Below are 17,252 nucleotides of genomic sequence, written 5' to 3'. Positions count from 1 at the left end.
GGTCGCACGTGGAGCCGTTCGACGACCGCACCCCGATCTACCGGCAGATCGCGGAGCGCCTCCGCCGCGACATCGCCTCCGGGGCGCTCGCCGAGGGGGAGCAGGTCATGTCGACCACCCAGTTCGCCACCACGCACCGCATCAACCCGGCCACCGCCGCCAAGGGGCTGGCGATCCTCGCCGCCGAGGGCCTGCTCGAGAAGCGGCGAGGGGTGGGCATGTTCGTCACCCACGGCGCCCGCGCCGTCCTCGTCGCCGACCGGAGGGAGCGCTTCTGGGACGAGGTCCTCGCCCCGGTCGTCGCGGAGGCCGCCGCGCTCGGCATCACCCGCGAGGAGATCGCCGAGCACCTGACGAGCACCGGCACCCAGCCCGGGGAGCCACCCACCCACCGACCCACCGAGGGGGACGCATGACCACCGGAAGACCATCGACAGGCCGTGGGGGCTGGGAGGTGAGGTGCGAGGGCGTCACCTGCCGCTACGACGGCACCACCGCCCTCGACGGGGTGGACGTCACCTTCCGCCCCGGCGTCATCACCGGCCTCGTCGGGCGCAACGGCGCGGGCAAGAGCACGCTGGCCCGCTGCATCGCCGCGTGGGAGCGTCCCCGCGACGGGCGGGTCCTCGTGGACGGCGCTCCGGTCTGGGAGGACGCCGGGCGCACCTCCAGGGTGGTCCTGGCAGGCACCAGCGGACCCGAGGTCGGTGACCAGCCCGTGCGGGTCACCCTCGACCTCATGGAGTCGCTGCGCCCGGACTTCGACCGGGACCTCTTCCAGGACCTCACGGCGCGGATCGGCGCCGAGCCCGGCCCGCGGCCCAACCGGCTCTCCACCGGCCAGGCGGCCGCCTTCCGCGGTGCGCTGGCGCTCGCCGCCCAGGCCGAGGTCACGATCCTCGACGAGGTGCACCTGGGCATGGACGCGGTCTCGCGCCGTCGGTTCGGGCGGGTGCTCCTCGAGGAGTACGTCCGCCGGCCGCGGACGATCATCGTCTCCAGCCACCTGCTCGACGAGGTGGAGGACGTGCTCGAGGACGTCGTCGTCCTCCACCGGGGCCGTGTGCTCGCCACCGGGTCCGCCGACGAGCTGCGCGAGCGGCACTCCCGGGGCCGCCTGGCCTCGCTGACCGACGTGCTCGAGGCCCTCACCGAGGAGGCGCGATGAGGGCGACGGCGGTCCTGCTGCGCCGGACCTGGACGGACGTCGGTCTCGCCGTGCTCATGCTGCTCCCGGTCGTCGCCCTCTTCGGGCTGGTCGCGCTGCTCACCCCGTCGACGGGTGGTCTGGGAAAGGCGCTCGAGGGCCCGTCCATCCTGCTCTTCCTCGTGCTCTCCGTCGGCTGCGTCGTCCAGCCGGTCCGCTCCATCTCCTCGCTGACGCGACCGATGCTGCGGGCGGGGGCGACCCGCGGGCAGGTGGCCCTCGGTCACTGGCTCGTCTGGTTCTCCGTGGGGCTGGTGCTGCTCGCCCTGACGACCCTCCAGGGCTGGGCCTCGGACGCGTTCCGGCCGACGGAGGAACAGGTGCCGGCGGCCCTCCCGGTCGTGGGTGTGCTCACCGACGCCCTCGGTGTGCTGGTCTTCACCGTCTTCCTCGGCCTCGTCGCCGTGAGCTGGGCCGGGTGGGGCGCCGGGAGCGGGATCTCCCTGGCGGTGGTGCTCCTGCTGCTGGACTCGGTGCTCTCCGGCTTCTCGGGGACCCTGGTGCGCGCCGTGCTCCCGTCGCTCACGACCACCGTCCCCCACGTGGTGGGGGAGCCCCGGCTCACCGCGGGTGGCGAGCTGCTGTGGGAGGCCCTGCGGCTGGCGGCCCTGCTCGTCATCCACCGCGCGGTGATGGGCAGGTTCCGCGCGTGAGCGCCCACCGTTCCTCGCTCGCCCTCTCGATGCTGTGGTCCACCGCCCGGGAGCTCCGCCTGGTGCTGCTGGCCGGGCTCCTGCTGTCCCTCGTGGTGGGCGGGTGGATGGTCTGGCCCGGCGCCGGGTCCGCCGGTGGGTTCGCGGTCGAGGTCGACAGCTTCGGCACCGTCCTGCGCGGCGGGGTGCTCTGGTGGCTGGCGCCCCTGGGAGTGCTCGGCCTCGCCGGGGTCGTGGGCGCCGCCGACCTGGCCCGCCGGGCACGTCCCGCCCTGCGGGTCGGCGCCACCCGGTCCCAGGTCGGGAGGTCGCTCCTCGCCGCCGAGCTGGTGCTCGGGCTGCTCGTGGGTGCGGTGGCCCTGGCGGTGCTGGCCGTGGTCCAGCGGGCCCGCGTCGAGCCCACCAGCACCCCGCTGGCCCTCCAGGCGGCCATGACCCTGGTGAGCTGCCTGGCGGTCGTGGTGCTCTTCGCCCTCGTCGCTCTCGTCGGTCAGCGCTGGGGTGGGACCGGCGGTGTCGCCGTGGCCCTCGCGCTGCTCGCGCTGGTCCCGATGGTGGTGGCTGCCCTCGGCACCGGGTGGTCCTTCCTCCAGGGGCTGCTCGTCCCGGCGGTGGCCGTCGGGGTCGACGCCGAGGCGGACGACTCGTGGGCCTCGGTCGCGGGTCGTGCCCTCCAGGCCGTCCTGCTCGCCGGGGCTGCCTGGGTCGTCCTGCGGGAGCTCCCCGCCGAGGGCTGACGGTGGCGAGCGCCAGCGGAGGCGCGCGACGACCTGACGGGACGGACGCCCGCCACTACCGTGGGGAGCGGAACGCGCCCGGAGACCCGGGTCCACGCCCGGCACGAGGAGTCGCCATGACCACTGCCCCGCTGACCGCCCCGACTGGACCACCCGGACCGCCGAGCCGCTGACCGCCGAGGAGGCCGAGCGTCTCCACGGGTGGTGGCGGGCAGCCAACTACCTCTCCGTCGGCCAGATCTACCTGCTGGAGAACCCGCTGCTCCGTGAGGAGCTCCACGCCGACCACGTGAAGCGCCGCCTGCTCGGCCACTGGGGCACCACACCCGGCCTGACCTTCCTCTACGCGCACGCCAACCGCGCCATCCGCCAGCGCGAGCTCGATGCCTTCCACGTCACCGGCCCCGGTCACGGCGGCCCCGGCCTCGTGGCCGCGAGCTACCTGGAGGGCACCTGGAGCGAGACCTACCCGGGCGTCGGGCAGGACGAGGCCGGCATGCAGCGGCTCTTCAAGCAGTTCAGCTTCCCCGGGGGCATCCCGTCGCACGTGGCCCCGGAGGTGCCCGGCTCCATCCACGAGGGCGGCGAGCTGGACTACTGCCTGGCACTCCACCAAGTGGCTCAACCCGCTCACCGATGGCGCCGTCCTGCCGATCCTGCACCTCAACGGGTACAAGATCGCCAACCCGACGGTGCTCGCGCGCATCCCGGAGACCGAGCTGGCCGCCCTGATGCGCGGCTACGGACACACGCCACCGTTCTTCACGGCCGGCTTCGACGACGAGGACCCGCTGAGCATCCACCAGCGCTTCGCCGCCGTGCTCGACGAGGCGCTGGACATGATCGCCGCCTTCAAGTGGGAGGCGCCCGGGCTGCGGGTGCGCGTGGTGAACGTGGTGGACCTGATGCGCCTGCAGGACGAGTCGCAGCACCCGCACGGGCTCTCGGCGGCACGCTTCCGAGCGATGTTCCTCGAGGGCGTGCCGGTGGTCTTCGCCTGCCACGGCTACCCCTGGCTCATCCACCGGCTGGTCTACAAGAACGACACCGGCTAGGACTTCCACGTCCGCGGGTACGTCGAGGAGGGCACCACGACGACGCCTTCGAGCACGGCACGGACCTGCCGGAGATCGCCGAGTGGCAGTGGTCGGACGACCAGGACGAGGCGGCGGGCGTGCGGCTCGACGACACCGGCGGGGACAACGACTGAGCCGGCGGCCAGCGGGCTGGGGTGGACGCCCGCTGGCCGGTAGGTTGCGGCCCATGAGCGTTCAGTCCCCCTCCAGCGTCATCCTGATCCGCGCCCTCAACTTCACCCCCAACCCGTCGACGGCCGCCGACAACGCCTTCCAGTCCGAGGTGACCGACGGCAAGAGCCAGGCCGAGGTCTCGCAGCAGGCCCTGGCCGAGATGGACGCCCTGGCCGAGGCCCTCCGGGAGGCCGGGGTGACCGTGCACGTCTTCGAGGACGACGAGCTGACGCGCCCGGACAGCGTCTTCCCGAACAACTGGGTGTCCACCCACGCCGGTGGGTACGTGGCGGTGTACCCGATGTACGCCTCCAACCGCCGCCTGGAGCGGCGCGCGGACGTGCTGGAGATGCTGAAGAACACCTACCGGGTGCAGACGATCGTGGACTACTCCGGGCTGGAGCCGGACGGCATCTTCCTCGAGGGCACCGGCGCGATGGTGCTCGACCACGTCTCGCGTGTGGCCTACACGGCGCGCAGCCACCGGGCCGACGAGATGGTGCTGGAGCGCTTCTGCGCGGACTTCAACTACGAGCCGATGGCCTTCGACGCCATCGACTCCGACGGGGTGCCCGTCTACCACACCAATGTCCTGGCCACGATCGGCACGGACGTCGCCCTCTTCGCGCTGGACATGATCAAGGACGAGAAGCGCCGCTGGGCGGTGGGGGAGCGCCTCACCGTGAACGGGCGACGGATCGTGGAGATCACCGAGGAGCAGGTGCGCGAGTTCGCCGGCAACTGCATCGAGCTCATGGGGCGGGACGTGGACGGTCGCCCGCAGCGGATCATGGCGATGTCGGCGCGGGCGCGTCGCTCGCTGACCGACGCCCAGGTGGCGGCGATCGAGGAGTCCTGCCGGATCGTGGCGGTGGACATCCCGACCATCGAACTGGCCGGTGGGTCGGTGCGCTGCATGATCGCCGGGGTGCACCTGGACAAGCGCCGGGACGTGGAGCGCGAGTTCACCGCCGCCGTCGAGGCCATCGACGAGCACCCGACGACGCTCGACGGGCTGACGGCGCCGCGGGGCTGAGGCTGGCTGGTTCGAGACGGCGGTGGCGGGTGCCTGGGCACCCGCCACCGTCGTTCTCTCATTCCTGTGGCGATGCTGCCGCTCCCTGCGGATGCGCGGGCACGGGGCGCGTTATCTTCCCAGCGGGGGAGGGCCGTTTTCTGCAGGGGGTCGATCGTCGGGTCCCGGGGTTGGCGGGGCGATGTGGGGACGTTTTCGGTGTGAGGGAAAACCATGATGTGTTTTCCTGGACTGACCGTGGCCGAGGTCGTTGCGGCCGCTGGTCTGATCGCCGGTGCGCCGGCTGCCACTGCGCCGGAGGCCGAGGCCTGCTCCGGTGTGGTCGTGGACGCCACGATGCACATCGACAACGACGACCGCAGTGATGACACCACCCCGTGGCACGACCACGACTTCCTGATCTTCAACGTGGGCATCCACAACGGTTCCGCGGAGGACATCGTGCTCGAGGAGACGGACGATCAGCTCCTGGCCGCGCCGTTCTCCTCTCTCGACGCCCACGGTGCTGCGGGTCGGATCGACCCCTATGCCTTCCTCGCCGAGAACGAGGGCGACGCCGCCGACGGCATCATCTCCCCCCCCCGGGGAGACCGCCTACTTCACGGACTTCCTGCAGCTCAAGGACTTCTCCGTGGTCGACGACGAGGTCTCCGTGAAGCCCGCTGGCGAGTGGGTCCTCGACGGGTGCGGCACGGTGGAGCTCCCCGACGTGACCATCCCCTACGAGGTGCCGCGACCGCCGGTGCGACCCGCCTGCGCCGTCAGGGCTGGCGAACCACGGTCCCCGTCGGGGTCCTGTCGCGGGAGCGGCCACTGCGCCCGGTGCGCGGTGGGCGCTCCAGTGCTCGGGGGGGGCACACCTCCTACCCAGGTACCCCCGGGGGTATGATCGTGCAGTCACGTTCCCGATGAAGGAGGCCCCCATGTGCCGTCCGACCACCTGCACCATCTGCCAGAAGACCACCTGGGCGGGGTGCGGCAACCACGTCGACCAGGTGAAGGCCTCGGTTCCCGCCGACCAGTGGTGCAACGGCCAGCACACCCCGGCCGAGCAGGCTGCAGCGCGCCAGGCCAAGCCCTCCGGTGGCCTGCTCTCGCGCCTCCTCGGTCGCTGAGCTCTTAGCCCGGACAGGCCCCGGTTGGGTCAGGCCTGCGGGTGCCACTCCGGGTCGCGTCCGATGAAGGCCGCGAGCCGGACCACGGGGTCCTCGCTGTCGGTCTGCACCGCCGGCCCGTACTGCCCCGACTGGCGCAGGCGCCCCTCGATCTGCTGCATCCCCTCCAGGAGCTGCTCGGCGTACTCGGGGTCCATCTCCGGCGCCACGCCCGCCGCCCGGGCGAGGTCCCAGGTGTGCATGTACACGTCCGGGATGTACAGCTCGCCGGTCATCTCCCGGATCGTGTGACCGGCGAAGGGGCCGTCGGAGAGCTCGATCGAGGAGACCTCCGAGTCCTCCAGGATCTCCTGCACGTCCTGCGCCCGCGTCCGCCAGGCGGCCAGCGGGTCGGCCACCGGATCCACGTCGGGCAGGTCCATGTCGACCCAGTGCTCCAGCACGGACTCGTACCAGTCGACGAGGTGCTCCACGACGTCCCGGGCGCGCCACTCGGGCACGGGCGTGGGGGCGTCCCAGTCCGAGACCTGCTCGGCCACGGCCGTGAACTCCTGCGAGAAGCGCGCGTGCAGTCCGGACTCCAGGCTCATGGGGACTCCTCGTGGTCGGGTGGGCGGTCGGTGCGCGCCCATCATGCCCTGTCGTGCCCGGCGGGGCGAGGAGCGTTTCCCCGCTGTCGGTGGGGACCCGTCCTCCTCAGCCCAGCAGGGCCACGCCCGAGGCGGCCAGGGCACCGAAGGCCACGCCCCACAGGGTGATGCTCACGCACTGCCACAGGATGACCGCTCGGCGGTCGGCGCCGAAGCCCACCATCGCGGCCGAGGTGATCTGGCTCGGCAGCATCGTCTGGCCCAGCAGGGACACCCCGGGGACGCCCCACCGGTTGAACGCCCTGCGCAGGCGGGCGTGGCGGCCACCCTCCTCGCCTCGGGTGCTGCCACCGGTGGCGAGGTCGCGCCCCTTCCCGGCCAGGCTCACGATGATCACCATGGAGACCACGTTGCCGACGATCGCCGCCGGGACGGCCACGGAGGGGTTCAGGCCCGTGAGGACGCCGATCGTGGAGCCGAAGTAGCTCTCCACGAACGGGATGGCGGCGATGAGGGCCACCCCGGCCCACTGGAGCGCAGGGGGCAGGCCCTCGGTGAAGGACTGCAGCGGGTCGACGAGTTCGGTGAGCACGGTGCCTCCTGGGTGGGATCGGGGGATGGCTCCACCCTCACCCCGGATCGGGCTGCGGACCGGTGAGCCGGCGCACAGGTCCGCAGGAGTCGTTCACGCGCCCGGCATGACGGATGTCATCTCGCCTGTCATCTCGCTGGGCAGGGCGCGGGCCCGCTCAGATCCACCCCTTCGCCCGCGCGATGCGGGCCGCCTCGTGCCGGTTCGCTGCACCGGTCTTGGTGACCGCCGCCGAGAGGTAGTTGCGCACCGTGCCGGGAGAGAGGTGGGCGCGCTGGGCGATCTCCTCCACCGGGGCGGCGTCGGCCGAGAGCTCGAGCACGTCGGCCTCCCGGGCGCTCAGCGGCGAGGCCCCGGCTGCCAGGGCGTCGGCGGCCAGGGCCTGGTCGACATAGCGCCCACCCTCCGCCAGCGTCCGGACCGCCTCGCCCAGAGCCCGGCGGCCCACCGTCTTCGGCAGGAAACCCCGCACCCCCGCCTCCAGGGCGCGCTTGAGATACCCGGGGCGTCCGTGGCTGGTGATGATGAGGCTCGCCGCCTGCGGCTGCACCTCCGAGAGGTGGACGGCCAGGTCGATCCCGTTGCCGTCCGGCAGCTGGAGGTCCAGCAGCGCGACATCCACCGGGGTGCCGCGCAGCACGGCGTGGGCCTCGGCCACCGAGCCGGCGCGGGCCACCACTTCCAGGTCCTCCTCGAGGGCCAGCAGGGAGGCCAGCGCCTCGCGGATGAGGGTCTCGTCCTCGACGAGCAGGATGCGGATCGGCGTGGTCATGCGGTGGCCTCCCGGGTGGGGACGGTGGCGGTGAGCGTGAACTGGGTGTCGGTGGCCCGGTGCTCCAGGTGCCCGTCGGCGGCGGCCACGCGCTCGCGCAGGCCGGTCAGGCCGGCGCCGCGGAGGCTGCTCGTGGCGGGACGGGGGCGGTCGTTGGTCACGGTGAGGGTCACCGCGTCGGGCTCGGCGCCGGCGCCGGCATCGGGCTCGGTGCCGGGCGAGCAGGTGATCTCCACCCGCCGGGCCTCCGAGTGGCGCAGGATGTTCGTGACCGCCTCCCGCAGGCACCAGCCCAGCGCCTCGCGGCTGGCCTCCGGCCAGCGGCCCGCGCCGTGCAGGGCGTTCTCCCCGGAGAGGTGGACCTCCACCCCTGACGAGCGCAGCAGGGCGCGCGCCCCGGCCAGCTCGGTGGCCGGGTCCAGCGAACGGTAGCCGCGCACCACGCCGCGCAGGTCCTCCAGGCCGTCCTGCGCCAGCCCGTGGATGCCGTCGAGCTCGGCGGCGGCTGCCGGTCCGTCCCCGCGGCGGCTCAGCTCGGCGGCGAGCTCGCTCTTGAGCGTCACCACCGAGAGGGTCCGGCCGAGCAGGTCGTGCAGGTCGCGGCCGAAGCGGAGCCGCTCCTCGGCCACCGCCAGGTCGGCGGCTAGGTGCCGGGCCCGGGCCTGCTCCCGCACGATGTGGAGGGACCAGGCCGTCGCGTAGCCCATCGGGACCCCGAGGGTCAGGGCGAGGAGCCCGATCCCCAGCGCCTCGCGGACCTCCCCGGGGGAGTGCAGGGCCACCACCCCCACCGCTGCGGCCGCCGGGAGCGCACTGAGCGCCAGGGCCGCCCGCCAGCGCAGGGCCATGCCGAACAGCATCGCCAGCATGGGCAGCGTATAGGCCGTGGTGGCCGGCGCGGCGAACTCGCCGGGCCACTGCTGGGTGACCACCACGGCGATCCCCAGCGCCGTGGTGAGGGCGACGAGCCACCCAGGGGCCGGGCCGGGGTCCTCCGAGGCGTCGGTGGGCAGGGCCCGGCGCGTGAGGGCCACCAGGCAGGCGGCCAGGCTGACGACGAGGGGCACCGTGAACCAGCGGCCGTCGGGGTGCTGCTGCCAGAGCGCCGCGGTCGCGACCGCGAGGAACGCGAGGTAGATGAAGCCGACCGAGACCTGGGTGTAGGGGGAGAAGGTCGTCACCGACCGGTCGGTGACCTGCCCGAAGCGGGGCGCTGCCAGGAGGGTGCGGGAGGTCGTCACGGCTGGCGATCCTCCTCCAGCAGCATCCCGAGCAGCCGCACCAGCTCGGCCCGCTCCTCCGGCCCGAGGGGCGCGAGCAGCTCCTCCCCGGCGACGCGACGGGCCTCGGCCACGCGCTGCGCCAGCTCGTGGCCGGCCGGGGTGGTCTCGATGACCTGGGCCCGGCGGTCGTGCGGGTCGGGGATCCGGGTGGCCCAGCCGTCCGCGACGAGGCGGTCGACCACGTCGGTCACGCTCCGGGGCACCACGTGCAGGGCGGTGGCCAGCGTGCCGAGCCGCATCGGGCCCTCCCGGTCGAGGGTGCCCAGCGCCCGGGCGTGGTGCGGGGTGAGGCCGACCGGCTCCAGGGCCTGGATCATGCCCCGCCGGACCCGGCGGGCGCAGGCCAGCAGCAGGTCCGCCGGCAGCGGCTCGTGGCCGGCGCGAGGGTGCTCGGGGGTCATGGGTGGAATACTATCGGAGATGGTGAGGTTGGCTCATTGTGAGCCCGCACCGGGTTCGAGGCGCGACACCGCGCCCCTCGCACTTCGCGCGCCCAGCGCGCCAGCACCACAGTCAGGAGGGTCATCCATGTCGGACGCCCCCACCCACGGCGCCCCCGGGAGCACCCCCGGTGGAGGCGCCCCCGGCCGCCCCGCCCGCGGCCCCCAGCGCATCAACCCGAAGGACCGCGCCCAGCTCCAGCAGCGCCCGGTCTCCCTCCGCCGCATCGCCGCCCTCTTCCGTGACCACCGCGGCACCCTCGCCCTGGTCACGCTGCTCATCGTCGCCACCTCCGTGGTCTCGATGGCCACCCCCTTCCTCATCCGGGAGGCCGTGGACCGGGCCATCCCGCAGCAGGACGTCCCGCTCCTGCTCTGGCTCGTCGGCGGCATGGTCGGCGTCGCAGCGGTCTCGGCGATCCTCGGCGTGCTCCAGACCTGGATGGCCAGCCGGGTCGGCCAGGAGGTCATGCACGACCTGCGCACCCGCCTCTTCACCCACCTGCAGGGCCAGTCGCTGGGCTTCTTCACCCGCACCCGGGCCGGGGAGGTGCAGTCGCGCCTCATCAACGACGTGGGCGGCATGCAGGGCGTCGTCACCACCACGGCCACCTCGATCGCCAGCAATCTCACGACGGCCGTGGCCACCGCCGTGGCGATGGTCGCCATCTCCTGGCGGCTCTCCCTGATCTCCCTGGTGGTGCTGCCGCCCGCGGTCTGGGTGACCCGCAAGGTCGCCCTGCTGCGCAAGGAGATCACCGCCCAGCAACAGGCCGCCCTGGCCGACCTCCACGTCCACATCGAGGAGGGGCTGAGCGTCAGCGGCATCCGGCTCGCCAAGACCCTGGGCACCACCCGGCGCGACGCGGAGCGCTTCGAGCAGGTCAGCCACGGGCTCATCGACCTCGAGATGCGCGCCCAGCTGGCCGGTCGCTGGCGGATGGCGACCATGCAGGTCGTGTTCGCCGCCGTCCCCGCGGCCATCTACCTCGCCGCCGGTCTCCCGGCCACCTCCGGGGGCATGACCATCGGCACGCTCATCGCCTTCACCACCCTCCAGGCCGGCATCTTCCGGCCGATCATGGGACTGCTCAACGTCGGTGCCCAGTGGGTCAGCTCGCTGGCCCTGTTCAGCCGCGTCTTCGAGTACCTCGACCTGGAGCCCGACGTGCTGCCGCCCTCGCACCCGGTGCCGCTCGACCCGGCGACGGTGCGTGGCGAGGTGCGTCTGGGGGGTGTCACCTACCGCTACCCGGGCAGCGACCGCGACGCCCTGAGCGGGGTCGACCTCGCCGTGCCCGCCGGGTCCTCGTTGGCACTGGTCGGCCACACCGGCTCGGGCAAGTCCACGCTCACCGCGCTCGTGGCCCGGCTCCACGACCCCACCGCCGGGCGCGTGACGGTCGACGGCGTCGACGTCCGCGACCTGGACCCCGAGGTGCTCGCCGCGATCGTCGGCGTGGTGAGTCAGGAGACCTACCTGGTGCACGCCACGCTGCGGCAGAACCTGCTCGTCGCCAAGCCGGACGCCACCGACGCCGAGCTGTGGGCGGCGCTCGGCCGGGCCCAGGTGGCGGACCTCGTCGGCTCGCTGCCGGACGGCCTCGACACCCTCGTCGGCTCGCGCGGCCACCGCTTCTCCGGCGGCGAGCAGCAGCGCATCGCCATCGCCCGCACCATCCTGCGCGACCCGCCGGTGCTCGTCCTCGACGAGGCCACCAGCGCCCTGGACAACGAGACCGAGCGGGCGCTGCAGGCCGCCCTGGAGGACCTCTCCCGGGACCGGACGACGATCACGATCGCCCACCGGCTCTCCACCATCGAGCAGGTCGACCAGATTGCCGTGCTCGATGCCGGGCGCGTCGTGGAGCGCGGCAGCCGAGCCGAGCTCCTGGCGCGGGGCGGCGCCTTCGCGACGCTGGCCGAGGGCGCCTGAGGGGGGCGGGCACTCGACAGGCCGCCCCTCCCGCCCTACGGTGGCCTGCGACGCGGGGTGCCCCACCCGGGGCTGAGAACACACCCGTCGAACCTGATCTCGTTCACACGAGCGGAGGGACGTCGAACCATGCAGCACACCCATGACGCGGAGCGCCGCGAGCTGCCCACCCACGACCTGGACGCCGACGCGCTGGCCGACACCTGGGAGCGCCTCAGGACGCGCGCACCGCTGGTGCAGTGCCTCACCAACCGCGTGGCCACCGCCCTGAGCGCCAACGTGCTCCTGGCCGCCGGGGCCTCGCCCGCGATGGTGGACACGCCCCGGGAGGCGCGCTTCTTCGCCGGCCGGGCCGACGCGGTCCTGGTCAACCTGGGCACCCCCACCGAGGAGTCGATGCAGGGGATCGCCGAGGCGGTGCCCGGTGCCGTCGAGGCCGGCACGCCGTGGGTGCTCGACCCCATCGGCGCCGGCGGGCTGCCCTGGCGCAGCGGGATCGCCCAGGACCTGCTGGGCCACCGGCCGACCATCATCCGGGGGAACGCCTCGGAGGTGCTCGGCCTGGGGGGAGGCGGGGGCGGCCGCGGTGCCGACAGTACCGACCGCCCCGAGAGCGCCCTGCCCACGGCGCGGGAGCTCGCCGGCCGGACCGGCGGGGCGGTGGCGGTGAGCGGCGAGGTGGACCATCTCACCGACGGCGAGCGCGTCGTCCTCCTCGGCCACGGCCACCCCTGGCTCACGCGGGTCACCGGGGCCGGCTGCGCGCTGGGCGCCCTCATGGCGGCGTGCAGCGCGGTGACCGAGGACCCGCTGCTGGCGGCGGCCGCCGCCACTGCGGCCTACACGCTCGCCGCGGAGACCTCCGGCGCCACCTCGTGCGGCCCCGGGTCCTTCGTCGCCTCCCTCCTCGATGACCTCCACCTGCTCGAGCCGGAGCACCTCGCCGGGCGGGTGGTCCTGTGAGCACCCGCCGCGCTGGGCCCCGTCCTCGCCCCGACCTCTCCCTCTACCTCGTCACCGACACCGTCCTGTGCGGTGACCGGGGCGTCCCAGCCGTCGTGGCCGAGGCGGTCGCCGCCGGGGTCACCTGCGTCCAGCTGCGCGACAAGACCCTCGACGACGACTCCCTCGTGGCCCTCGGCCGGGAGCTCCGGCAGGTCCTGGCCGGCACCGGGGTGCCGCTGCTCGTGGACGACCGGGTGCACCTCGTGGAGCCCATCGGCGCCGACGGGGTGCACATCGGGCAGACGGACATGGACCCGGTCGAGGCCCGGCGGATCCTCGGCGAGGGGGCCCTCATCGGACTCTCCACCCACAGTGTGGGACAGGTACGGGCCGCCAGCGCCCTGCCGGTGGGCACCGTGGACTACCTGGGCATGGGGCCGGTGTGGGCCACCGCCACCAAGGCCGGTCACGCACCGCCCATCGGCCCCGACGGGCTGGCTGCGATGCGGGCCGAGAGCTGGCTGCCCGCGGTGGCCATCGGCAGCGTCAAGGCCCACAGCCTGGCCGCGCTGGCCGGCAGCGGGGTCGACGGCGTGGCCGTGGTGAGTGCCCTCTGCGCCGCCGACGACCCGGCCGCCGCCACCCGGGAGCTGCGGGCGGCGCTCGCCCGGGCCGGGATCGGCCGAACGGCCTCGGCCGGAGGAGCATCCGGTAAGGCCTCCCCGCACCGGGTGCCCTCGGTGCTGAGCATCGCCGGCTCCGACCCCTCCGGGGGTGCCGGCATCCAGGCCGATCTCAAGGCGTTCAGCGCCCTCGGGGCCCACGGCTGCGCGGTCCTCACCGCCCTCACCGCCCAGTCCACGCAGGGGGTCACCGGCATCCACCCGGTCCCGGCAGCCTTTGTGCGGGAGCAGGTCGAGACCCTCCTGGCCGATGTCCGGCTCGACGCGGTGAAGGTGGGCATGCTCGGCAGCGCCGAGGTGGCCCGGAAGGTGGCCGCCCTGGTCCGGGACCGGGTGGACTGTCCCGTGGTCCTGGATCCGGTGATGGTCTCCACCGCGGGCTCCCGGCTGCTCGCCACCGACGCCGTGGAGGCCGTCTGTGCGCTCGCCCCGGAGGTGGACCTCGTGACCCCCAACGGGCCGGAGGCCGCCGTGATGCTGGGGGCCGCCGAGGCCACCACCCTCGCCGAGCAGCGGGAGCAGGCCGTGGCCCTGGCCGAGCGGCTCGGCACCCGGGTGCTGCTCAAGGGCGGGCACCTGGCGGGGGCGGAGTCCGTGGACGTGCTCGCCGAGGAGGGGCGGCTCCGCGAGCTCCGGGCTCCCCGGGTGGACACCCGGAACACCCACGGGACCGGCTGCACCCTCTCCTCGGCCATCGCCGCCGAGCACGCCCACCACAGTGACTGGGGGGTAGCCGTCGGCCGCGCCAAGCACTACCTGACACGGGCGTTGCAGGAGGCGGACGGGCTCGACATCGGGGCGGGGCCGGGGCCGGTCCACCACTTCCACCCGTGGTGGTGAGGCCGGGCGGTGCACGCCGCACGAGGCTCATCCGGGGAGCGCAGGCGCCGGATGCGGATGGTCCCGCGGAATGATGCCGGGGTGGCGAGCTCCCCTGTCAGGGTGGGGATCCCCGAGGACGGGCCTCCCGCCCACGGAAAGGACGCACCATGCAGCAGGTGGCGCCCCTCAAGGTCGGCATGTTCCTCGTCGAGAAGGTCATGACCCAGCGCAGCACCCCGGTGGTGCTCACGATCCTCCCCGGGCGGATCGTCATCGCGGCGGCGAACCGGGTGCTGGCGGTGCAGGACCCACAGGCCTCCCGGCTGGAGCTGGCCGGTATCACCTGGGTGGGGGAGCCGACGGTGGCCGACGGCACCTACCAGGGGGCCTTCCGGTCCGTGGGGCGAGGGGAGAGCCGGATGCAGCGCCGCATCGCGCCCGCCGCCGAGGCGGCGCTGCTCGCCGCCGGGGTGCGTAGGGCCTGAGCGGACGGTCAACCCACCCGGTGGGCGACTTCCTCCAGCAGGGCCACGATCTCCTCGCGGGCACCCTCCATCTCCGGGTGGCCGGGCAGGCGCTCCCGGGTGAGGCTGACCGGGGTGCCGGTGGCCTTCTCCGGCTGGGCGGTGGCCGAGAGACGGGTCCCGTCGTCCAGCCGCCAGCGCACCACCGGGTAGCGGGCGGCCCGGTTCGCCGAGTGGGGCTCCCCGTGCCGGGCGGTCACCGCCGTGGTGACGGCGTCCAGGGCCTCCAGCCGAGCCGCCGGCAGGGTCCGAGTGACGCTCACCGAGAAGGTGCCGTCCTTCTGCTGCCCCGGGAGGCGACCCTGGTGCGCCTGCTCGAAGTCCACCGTGATGCCCTGGGCCCACCACCCGTCGACCCCCTCGACCTCCACCAGGTGGCGGGCGATGCGGGCGTGGTCCCACTCGCGGGCGCCGGTCTCGAGCAGGTGGGCGCGCCACTCCTCCCGCCCGCGGCCGGTGGCCTGCCGGAGCGCCTCGTCGCCCAGTCCGTCCTCGTGCTTCCTCACCATCAGCGCCTCCTGTGTCTCCGATCGCGCCCCGGTCGGCGGCGGGATCCCGGTGGCCGGGGTGCCGTGGCAGGCGGTGGGGCGTCGCGTCCTGCACAATGTGTGACCACGCCCACACCACCCTGACATCGGAAAGAGGCGCCCGTGAACTCGCTCCTCCTGGCCCTCCTGGGGATCGCCATGATCCTCCTGGGTTACCTCCTGTACTCCCGCTACCTCTCCTCGTCGGTCTACCGGCTCGACCCGGCCTTCCAGACACCGGCGCACGAGCTGCAGGACGGTGTGGACTACGTGCCCACCAACAAGTACGTCCTGTGGGGGCACCACTTCACGTCCGTGGCGGGTGCCGCCCCGATCGTGGGCCCCGCCGTCGCGGTGATCTGGGGCTGGCTCCCGGCCTTCCTGTGGGTGACCCTGGGCACCGTCTTCTTCGCCGGGATGCACGACCTCGGTGCCCTGTGGGCCTCGGTGCGCAACCGTGGACAGTCCATCGGCGCCCTGTCCTCCCGCTACATCGGGCGCCGTGGGGCCAACCTCTTCCTCGTCGTGATCTTCCTGCTGCTGCTCATGGTGAACGCCGCCTTCGCCGTGGTGATCTCCGGGCTGCTCGTGAGCACGCCGACCTCGGTCATCCCCACCTGGGGTGCCCTCGTGGTGGCCGTGCTCATCGGGCAGGCGATCTACCGCCTCCGGTGGAACCTCCCGCTGGTCAGCCTCGTCGGTGTCGTGGCCCTGTACGCCCTGATCTGGCTCGGCGACCGGTTCCCGGTCACCCTCCCCGAGACCGTGCTGGGGCTCCCGGCCGAGGGATTCTGGATCGTCGTGCTCTTCCTCTACGCCGGCATCGCCTCGGTGCTCCCGGTGTGGGTGCTCCTCCAGCCGCGCGACTACATCAACGGTCTGCAGCTCTTCATCGCCCTGGGGATCCTCTTCGCCTCCGTGCTCGTCGCCCGCCCCGAGGTCGTGGCCCCGGCCCTCAACGACTCCGTGCCGGAGGGCACGCCCGGCATCGTCCCGCTGCTCTTCGTGACGATCGCCTGCGGTGCCATCTCGGGCTTCCACGGCATGGTCGCCTCCGGGACCAGCTCCAAGCAGCTCGACCGCGAGACCGACGCCCGCTTCGTGGGGTACTTCGGCGCCGTCGGTGAGGGCCTGCTGGCGCTCGGTGCGATCATCGCCACCACCGCCGGTTTCCAGACCCTCACGGACTGGGAGGAGGTCTACACGGCCTTCGGCGAGGGCGGTGTGGCCGCCTTCGTGCAGGGCGGCGGCTCGATCGTGGAGCACGGCCTCGGCCTGCCCGCCTCCCTGAGCGCGACCATCCTGGCCACCACCGCGGTGCTCTTCGCCGCCACCACCATGGACACCGGCGTCCGGCTGCAGCGCTTCGTCGTCACCGAGATCGGCGAGGTGATGGGGATCCAGCTCAACAAGTGGGTGGCCACCCTCATCGTGCTGGCCGTCGCGCTGGGCCTGACCTTCGCGGCCGGCGCGGACGGCTCCGGCGGCATGCTCATCTGGCCGCTGTTCGGCACGACCAACCAGATCATGGCCGGCCTCACGCTGAGCGTCGTGGCCGTGATGCTCGTGCGCCGCGGCCGTCCGGTCCTGCCGGCGCTCGTCCCGCTGGTCTTCGTCCTCGTGATGAGCGTGATCGCCCTCTTCGTCCAGCTCGGCACCTTCTACGACGAGGGCAGCTGGCTGTTGCTGGCGCTCGACCTGATCATCCTCGTGGCGGCGGTCTGGGTGATCATCGAGGCTGTCGGGGCGATGGTGCGGGCGAGGGGCGAGCGCGACGACGAGGCCGACCCGGCCGAGGCCCCGGTCAGTGCCCGGCGCTGAGCCGCTGGGCCCGGGGCAGGGCCGAACCGCGACCGGCGGGCGGGGGATCGTCTCCCGCGCCCGCCGGGTGGTCGGCGCCGTGGCCGGGTGGGCCGAGGCCAGCTACCACCTGCCCTACCGTTCGACGATGGCCCGGGCACGGGCCGACGAGGACGACCTCTTCCTGCTGATGGTCGCCGGGGAGGCGCTGGGTCTCCCGAACCCGATGGGCTACCACTCGCTGGAGCTCCTGCCCGCCGTCTACGAACGCTTCCACGCCTGGCACCAGCGGATGGGCATGGATCGCTCACCGCTGGACCACCTGGCCTGCTGCTGAGAG

General features: G+C 73.5%; 19 protein-coding genes, 1 pseudogene and 1 riboswitch. Of the genes and pseudogenes, 14 read left to right on the top strand and 6 right to left on the bottom strand.

Going from position 1 to position 17,252, the window contains the following annotated elements:
• Positions 1-8 precede the first annotated feature (8 nt).
• From CFT82_RS05260 to CFT82_RS05230, 8 genes and pseudogenes are all read left to right on the top strand, one after another.
• Positions 9-416 (top strand): GntR family transcriptional regulator, encoded by a 408-nt coding sequence (locus CFT82_RS05260; protein ID WP_088817958.1) that lies wholly within the window; start codon positions 9-11, stop codon positions 414-416.
• Positions 413-1,168, top strand: a complete 756-nt coding sequence (locus CFT82_RS05255) for an ATP-binding cassette domain-containing protein (protein WP_088817957.1) — start codon at positions 413-415, stop codon at positions 1,166-1,168. The genes CFT82_RS05260 and CFT82_RS05255 overlap by 4 nt, the downstream gene beginning before the upstream one ends.
• On the top strand, positions 1,165-1,860 hold the full coding sequence (locus CFT82_RS05250) for a hypothetical protein (RefSeq protein ID WP_088817956.1): 696 nt from the start codon (positions 1,165-1,167) through the stop codon (positions 1,858-1,860). Before CFT82_RS05255 ends, CFT82_RS05250 begins: the two co-directional genes overlap by 4 nt.
• On the top strand, positions 1,857-2,597 hold the full coding sequence (locus tag CFT82_RS05245) for a hypothetical protein (RefSeq protein ID WP_088817955.1): 741 nt from the start codon (positions 1,857-1,859) through the stop codon (positions 2,595-2,597). Before CFT82_RS05250 ends, CFT82_RS05245 begins: the two co-directional genes overlap by 4 nt.
• A 169-nt stretch (positions 2,598-2,766) precedes the next feature.
• A pseudogene (locus CFT82_RS05240) lies at positions 2,767-3,463 on the top strand (phosphoketolase family protein); the annotation flags it as partial.
• Positions 3,437-3,652 (top strand): phosphoketolase family protein, encoded by a 216-nt coding sequence (locus CFT82_RS12020; RefSeq protein WP_234994330.1) that lies wholly within the window; start codon positions 3,437-3,439, stop codon positions 3,650-3,652. The pseudogene CFT82_RS05240 and the gene CFT82_RS12020, both read left to right, overlap by 27 nt.
• Positions 3,653-3,860: 208 nt before the next feature.
• The gene (gene ctlX / locus CFT82_RS05235) at positions 3,861-4,883 is read left to right on the top strand and encodes a citrulline utilization hydrolase CtlX (RefSeq protein ID WP_088817954.1); all 1,023 of its coding nucleotides are present in this window, start codon (positions 3,861-3,863) and stop codon (positions 4,881-4,883) included.
• Between the two features lie 923 nt (positions 4,884-5,806).
• Positions 5,807-5,998, top strand: coding sequence for a hypothetical protein (locus tag CFT82_RS05230; RefSeq protein ID WP_088817953.1), 192 nt, complete (start codon positions 5,807-5,809; stop codon positions 5,996-5,998).
• A 29-nt stretch (positions 5,999-6,027) separates the two neighbouring features.
• Here the strand turns inward: CFT82_RS05230 and CFT82_RS05225 are convergent, their stop codons facing one another.
• From CFT82_RS05225 to CFT82_RS05205, 5 genes are all read right to left on the bottom strand, one after another.
• Positions 6,028-6,588 (bottom strand): DinB family protein, encoded by a 561-nt coding sequence (locus CFT82_RS05225; RefSeq protein ID WP_088817952.1) that lies wholly within the window; start codon positions 6,586-6,588, stop codon positions 6,028-6,030.
• A 106-nt stretch (positions 6,589-6,694) separates the two neighbouring features.
• On the bottom strand, positions 6,695-7,180 hold the full coding sequence (locus CFT82_RS05220) for a hypothetical protein (RefSeq protein ID WP_088817951.1): 486 nt from the start codon (positions 7,178-7,180) through the stop codon (positions 6,695-6,697).
• A gap of 157 nt (positions 7,181-7,337) precedes the next feature.
• Positions 7,338-7,952: a response regulator transcription factor gene (locus CFT82_RS05215; RefSeq protein ID WP_088817950.1), complete on the bottom strand. Its 615-nt coding sequence runs from the start codon at positions 7,950-7,952 to the stop codon at positions 7,338-7,340.
• Complete coding sequence (locus tag CFT82_RS05210) at positions 7,949-9,193, bottom strand: sensor histidine kinase (RefSeq protein WP_088817949.1); 1,245 nt, start codon at positions 9,191-9,193, stop codon at positions 7,949-7,951. Before CFT82_RS05210 ends, CFT82_RS05215 begins: the two co-directional genes overlap by 4 nt.
• A complete protein-coding gene (locus CFT82_RS05205; RefSeq protein ID WP_088817948.1) occupies positions 9,190-9,636 on the bottom strand; it encodes a MarR family winged helix-turn-helix transcriptional regulator in 447 nt (148 codons plus the stop codon). The genes CFT82_RS05210 and CFT82_RS05205 overlap by 4 nt, the downstream gene beginning before the upstream one ends.
• A 127-nt stretch (positions 9,637-9,763) precedes the next feature.
• Between CFT82_RS05205 and CFT82_RS05200 the strand changes: the two genes are divergently transcribed.
• The 4 genes from CFT82_RS05200 to CFT82_RS05185 all read left to right on the top strand — a co-directional run bounded on the left by CFT82_RS05200 (position 9,764) and on the right by CFT82_RS05185 (position 14,546).
• Positions 9,764-11,611: an ABC transporter ATP-binding protein gene (locus tag CFT82_RS05200; RefSeq protein ID WP_088817947.1), complete on the top strand. Its 1,848-nt coding sequence runs from the start codon at positions 9,764-9,766 to the stop codon at positions 11,609-11,611.
• A 43-nt stretch (positions 11,612-11,654) separates the two neighbouring features.
• Positions 11,655-11,748, top strand: a riboswitch (TPP riboswitch).
• Positions 11,741-12,574: a hydroxyethylthiazole kinase gene (gene thiM, locus CFT82_RS05195; RefSeq protein ID WP_088817946.1), complete on the top strand. Its 834-nt coding sequence runs from the start codon at positions 11,741-11,743 to the stop codon at positions 12,572-12,574. Its footprint overlaps the riboswitch before it by 8 nt.
• Positions 12,571-14,079 carry a bifunctional hydroxymethylpyrimidine kinase/phosphomethylpyrimidine kinase gene (gene thiD, locus CFT82_RS12255; protein WP_088817945.1) on the top strand — a complete coding sequence of 503 codons (1,509 nt, stop codon included), beginning with the start codon at positions 12,571-12,573 and terminating at the stop codon, positions 14,077-14,079. The genes thiM and thiD overlap by 4 nt, the downstream gene beginning before the upstream one ends.
• A gap of 158 nt (positions 14,080-14,237) precedes the next feature.
• Positions 14,238-14,546, top strand: coding sequence for a hypothetical protein (locus CFT82_RS05185; protein WP_143469492.1), 309 nt, complete (start codon positions 14,238-14,240; stop codon positions 14,544-14,546).
• A gap of 8 nt (positions 14,547-14,554) precedes the next feature.
• On the opposite strand, the gene CFT82_RS05180 is transcribed toward CFT82_RS05185, so the two are convergent.
• Positions 14,555-15,094, bottom strand: a complete 540-nt coding sequence (locus CFT82_RS05180) for a hypothetical protein (RefSeq protein ID WP_088817943.1) — start codon at positions 15,092-15,094, stop codon at positions 14,555-14,557.
• Positions 15,095-15,235: 141 nt separating this feature from the next.
• On the opposite strand from CFT82_RS05180, the gene CFT82_RS05175 reads away from it, so the two are divergent.
• Complete coding sequence (locus tag CFT82_RS05175) at positions 15,236-16,933, top strand: carbon starvation CstA family protein (protein WP_088817942.1); 1,698 nt, start codon at positions 15,236-15,238, stop codon at positions 16,931-16,933.
• Positions 16,920-17,249, top strand: a complete 330-nt coding sequence (locus CFT82_RS05170; RefSeq protein ID WP_407656022.1) for a cory-CC-star protein — start codon at positions 16,920-16,922, stop codon at positions 17,247-17,249. Before CFT82_RS05175 ends, CFT82_RS05170 begins: the two co-directional genes overlap by 14 nt.
• Positions 17,250-17,252 lie beyond the last annotated feature (3 nt).

The organism is Kytococcus aerolatus (assembly GCF_900187395.1).
Lineage (GTDB): Bacteria > Actinomycetota > Actinomycetes > Actinomycetales > Dermatophilaceae > Kytococcus > Kytococcus aerolatus.
Note: the sequence above shows the minus strand (reverse complement) of the source record. Positions and strands in the feature narration are given on the sequence as shown.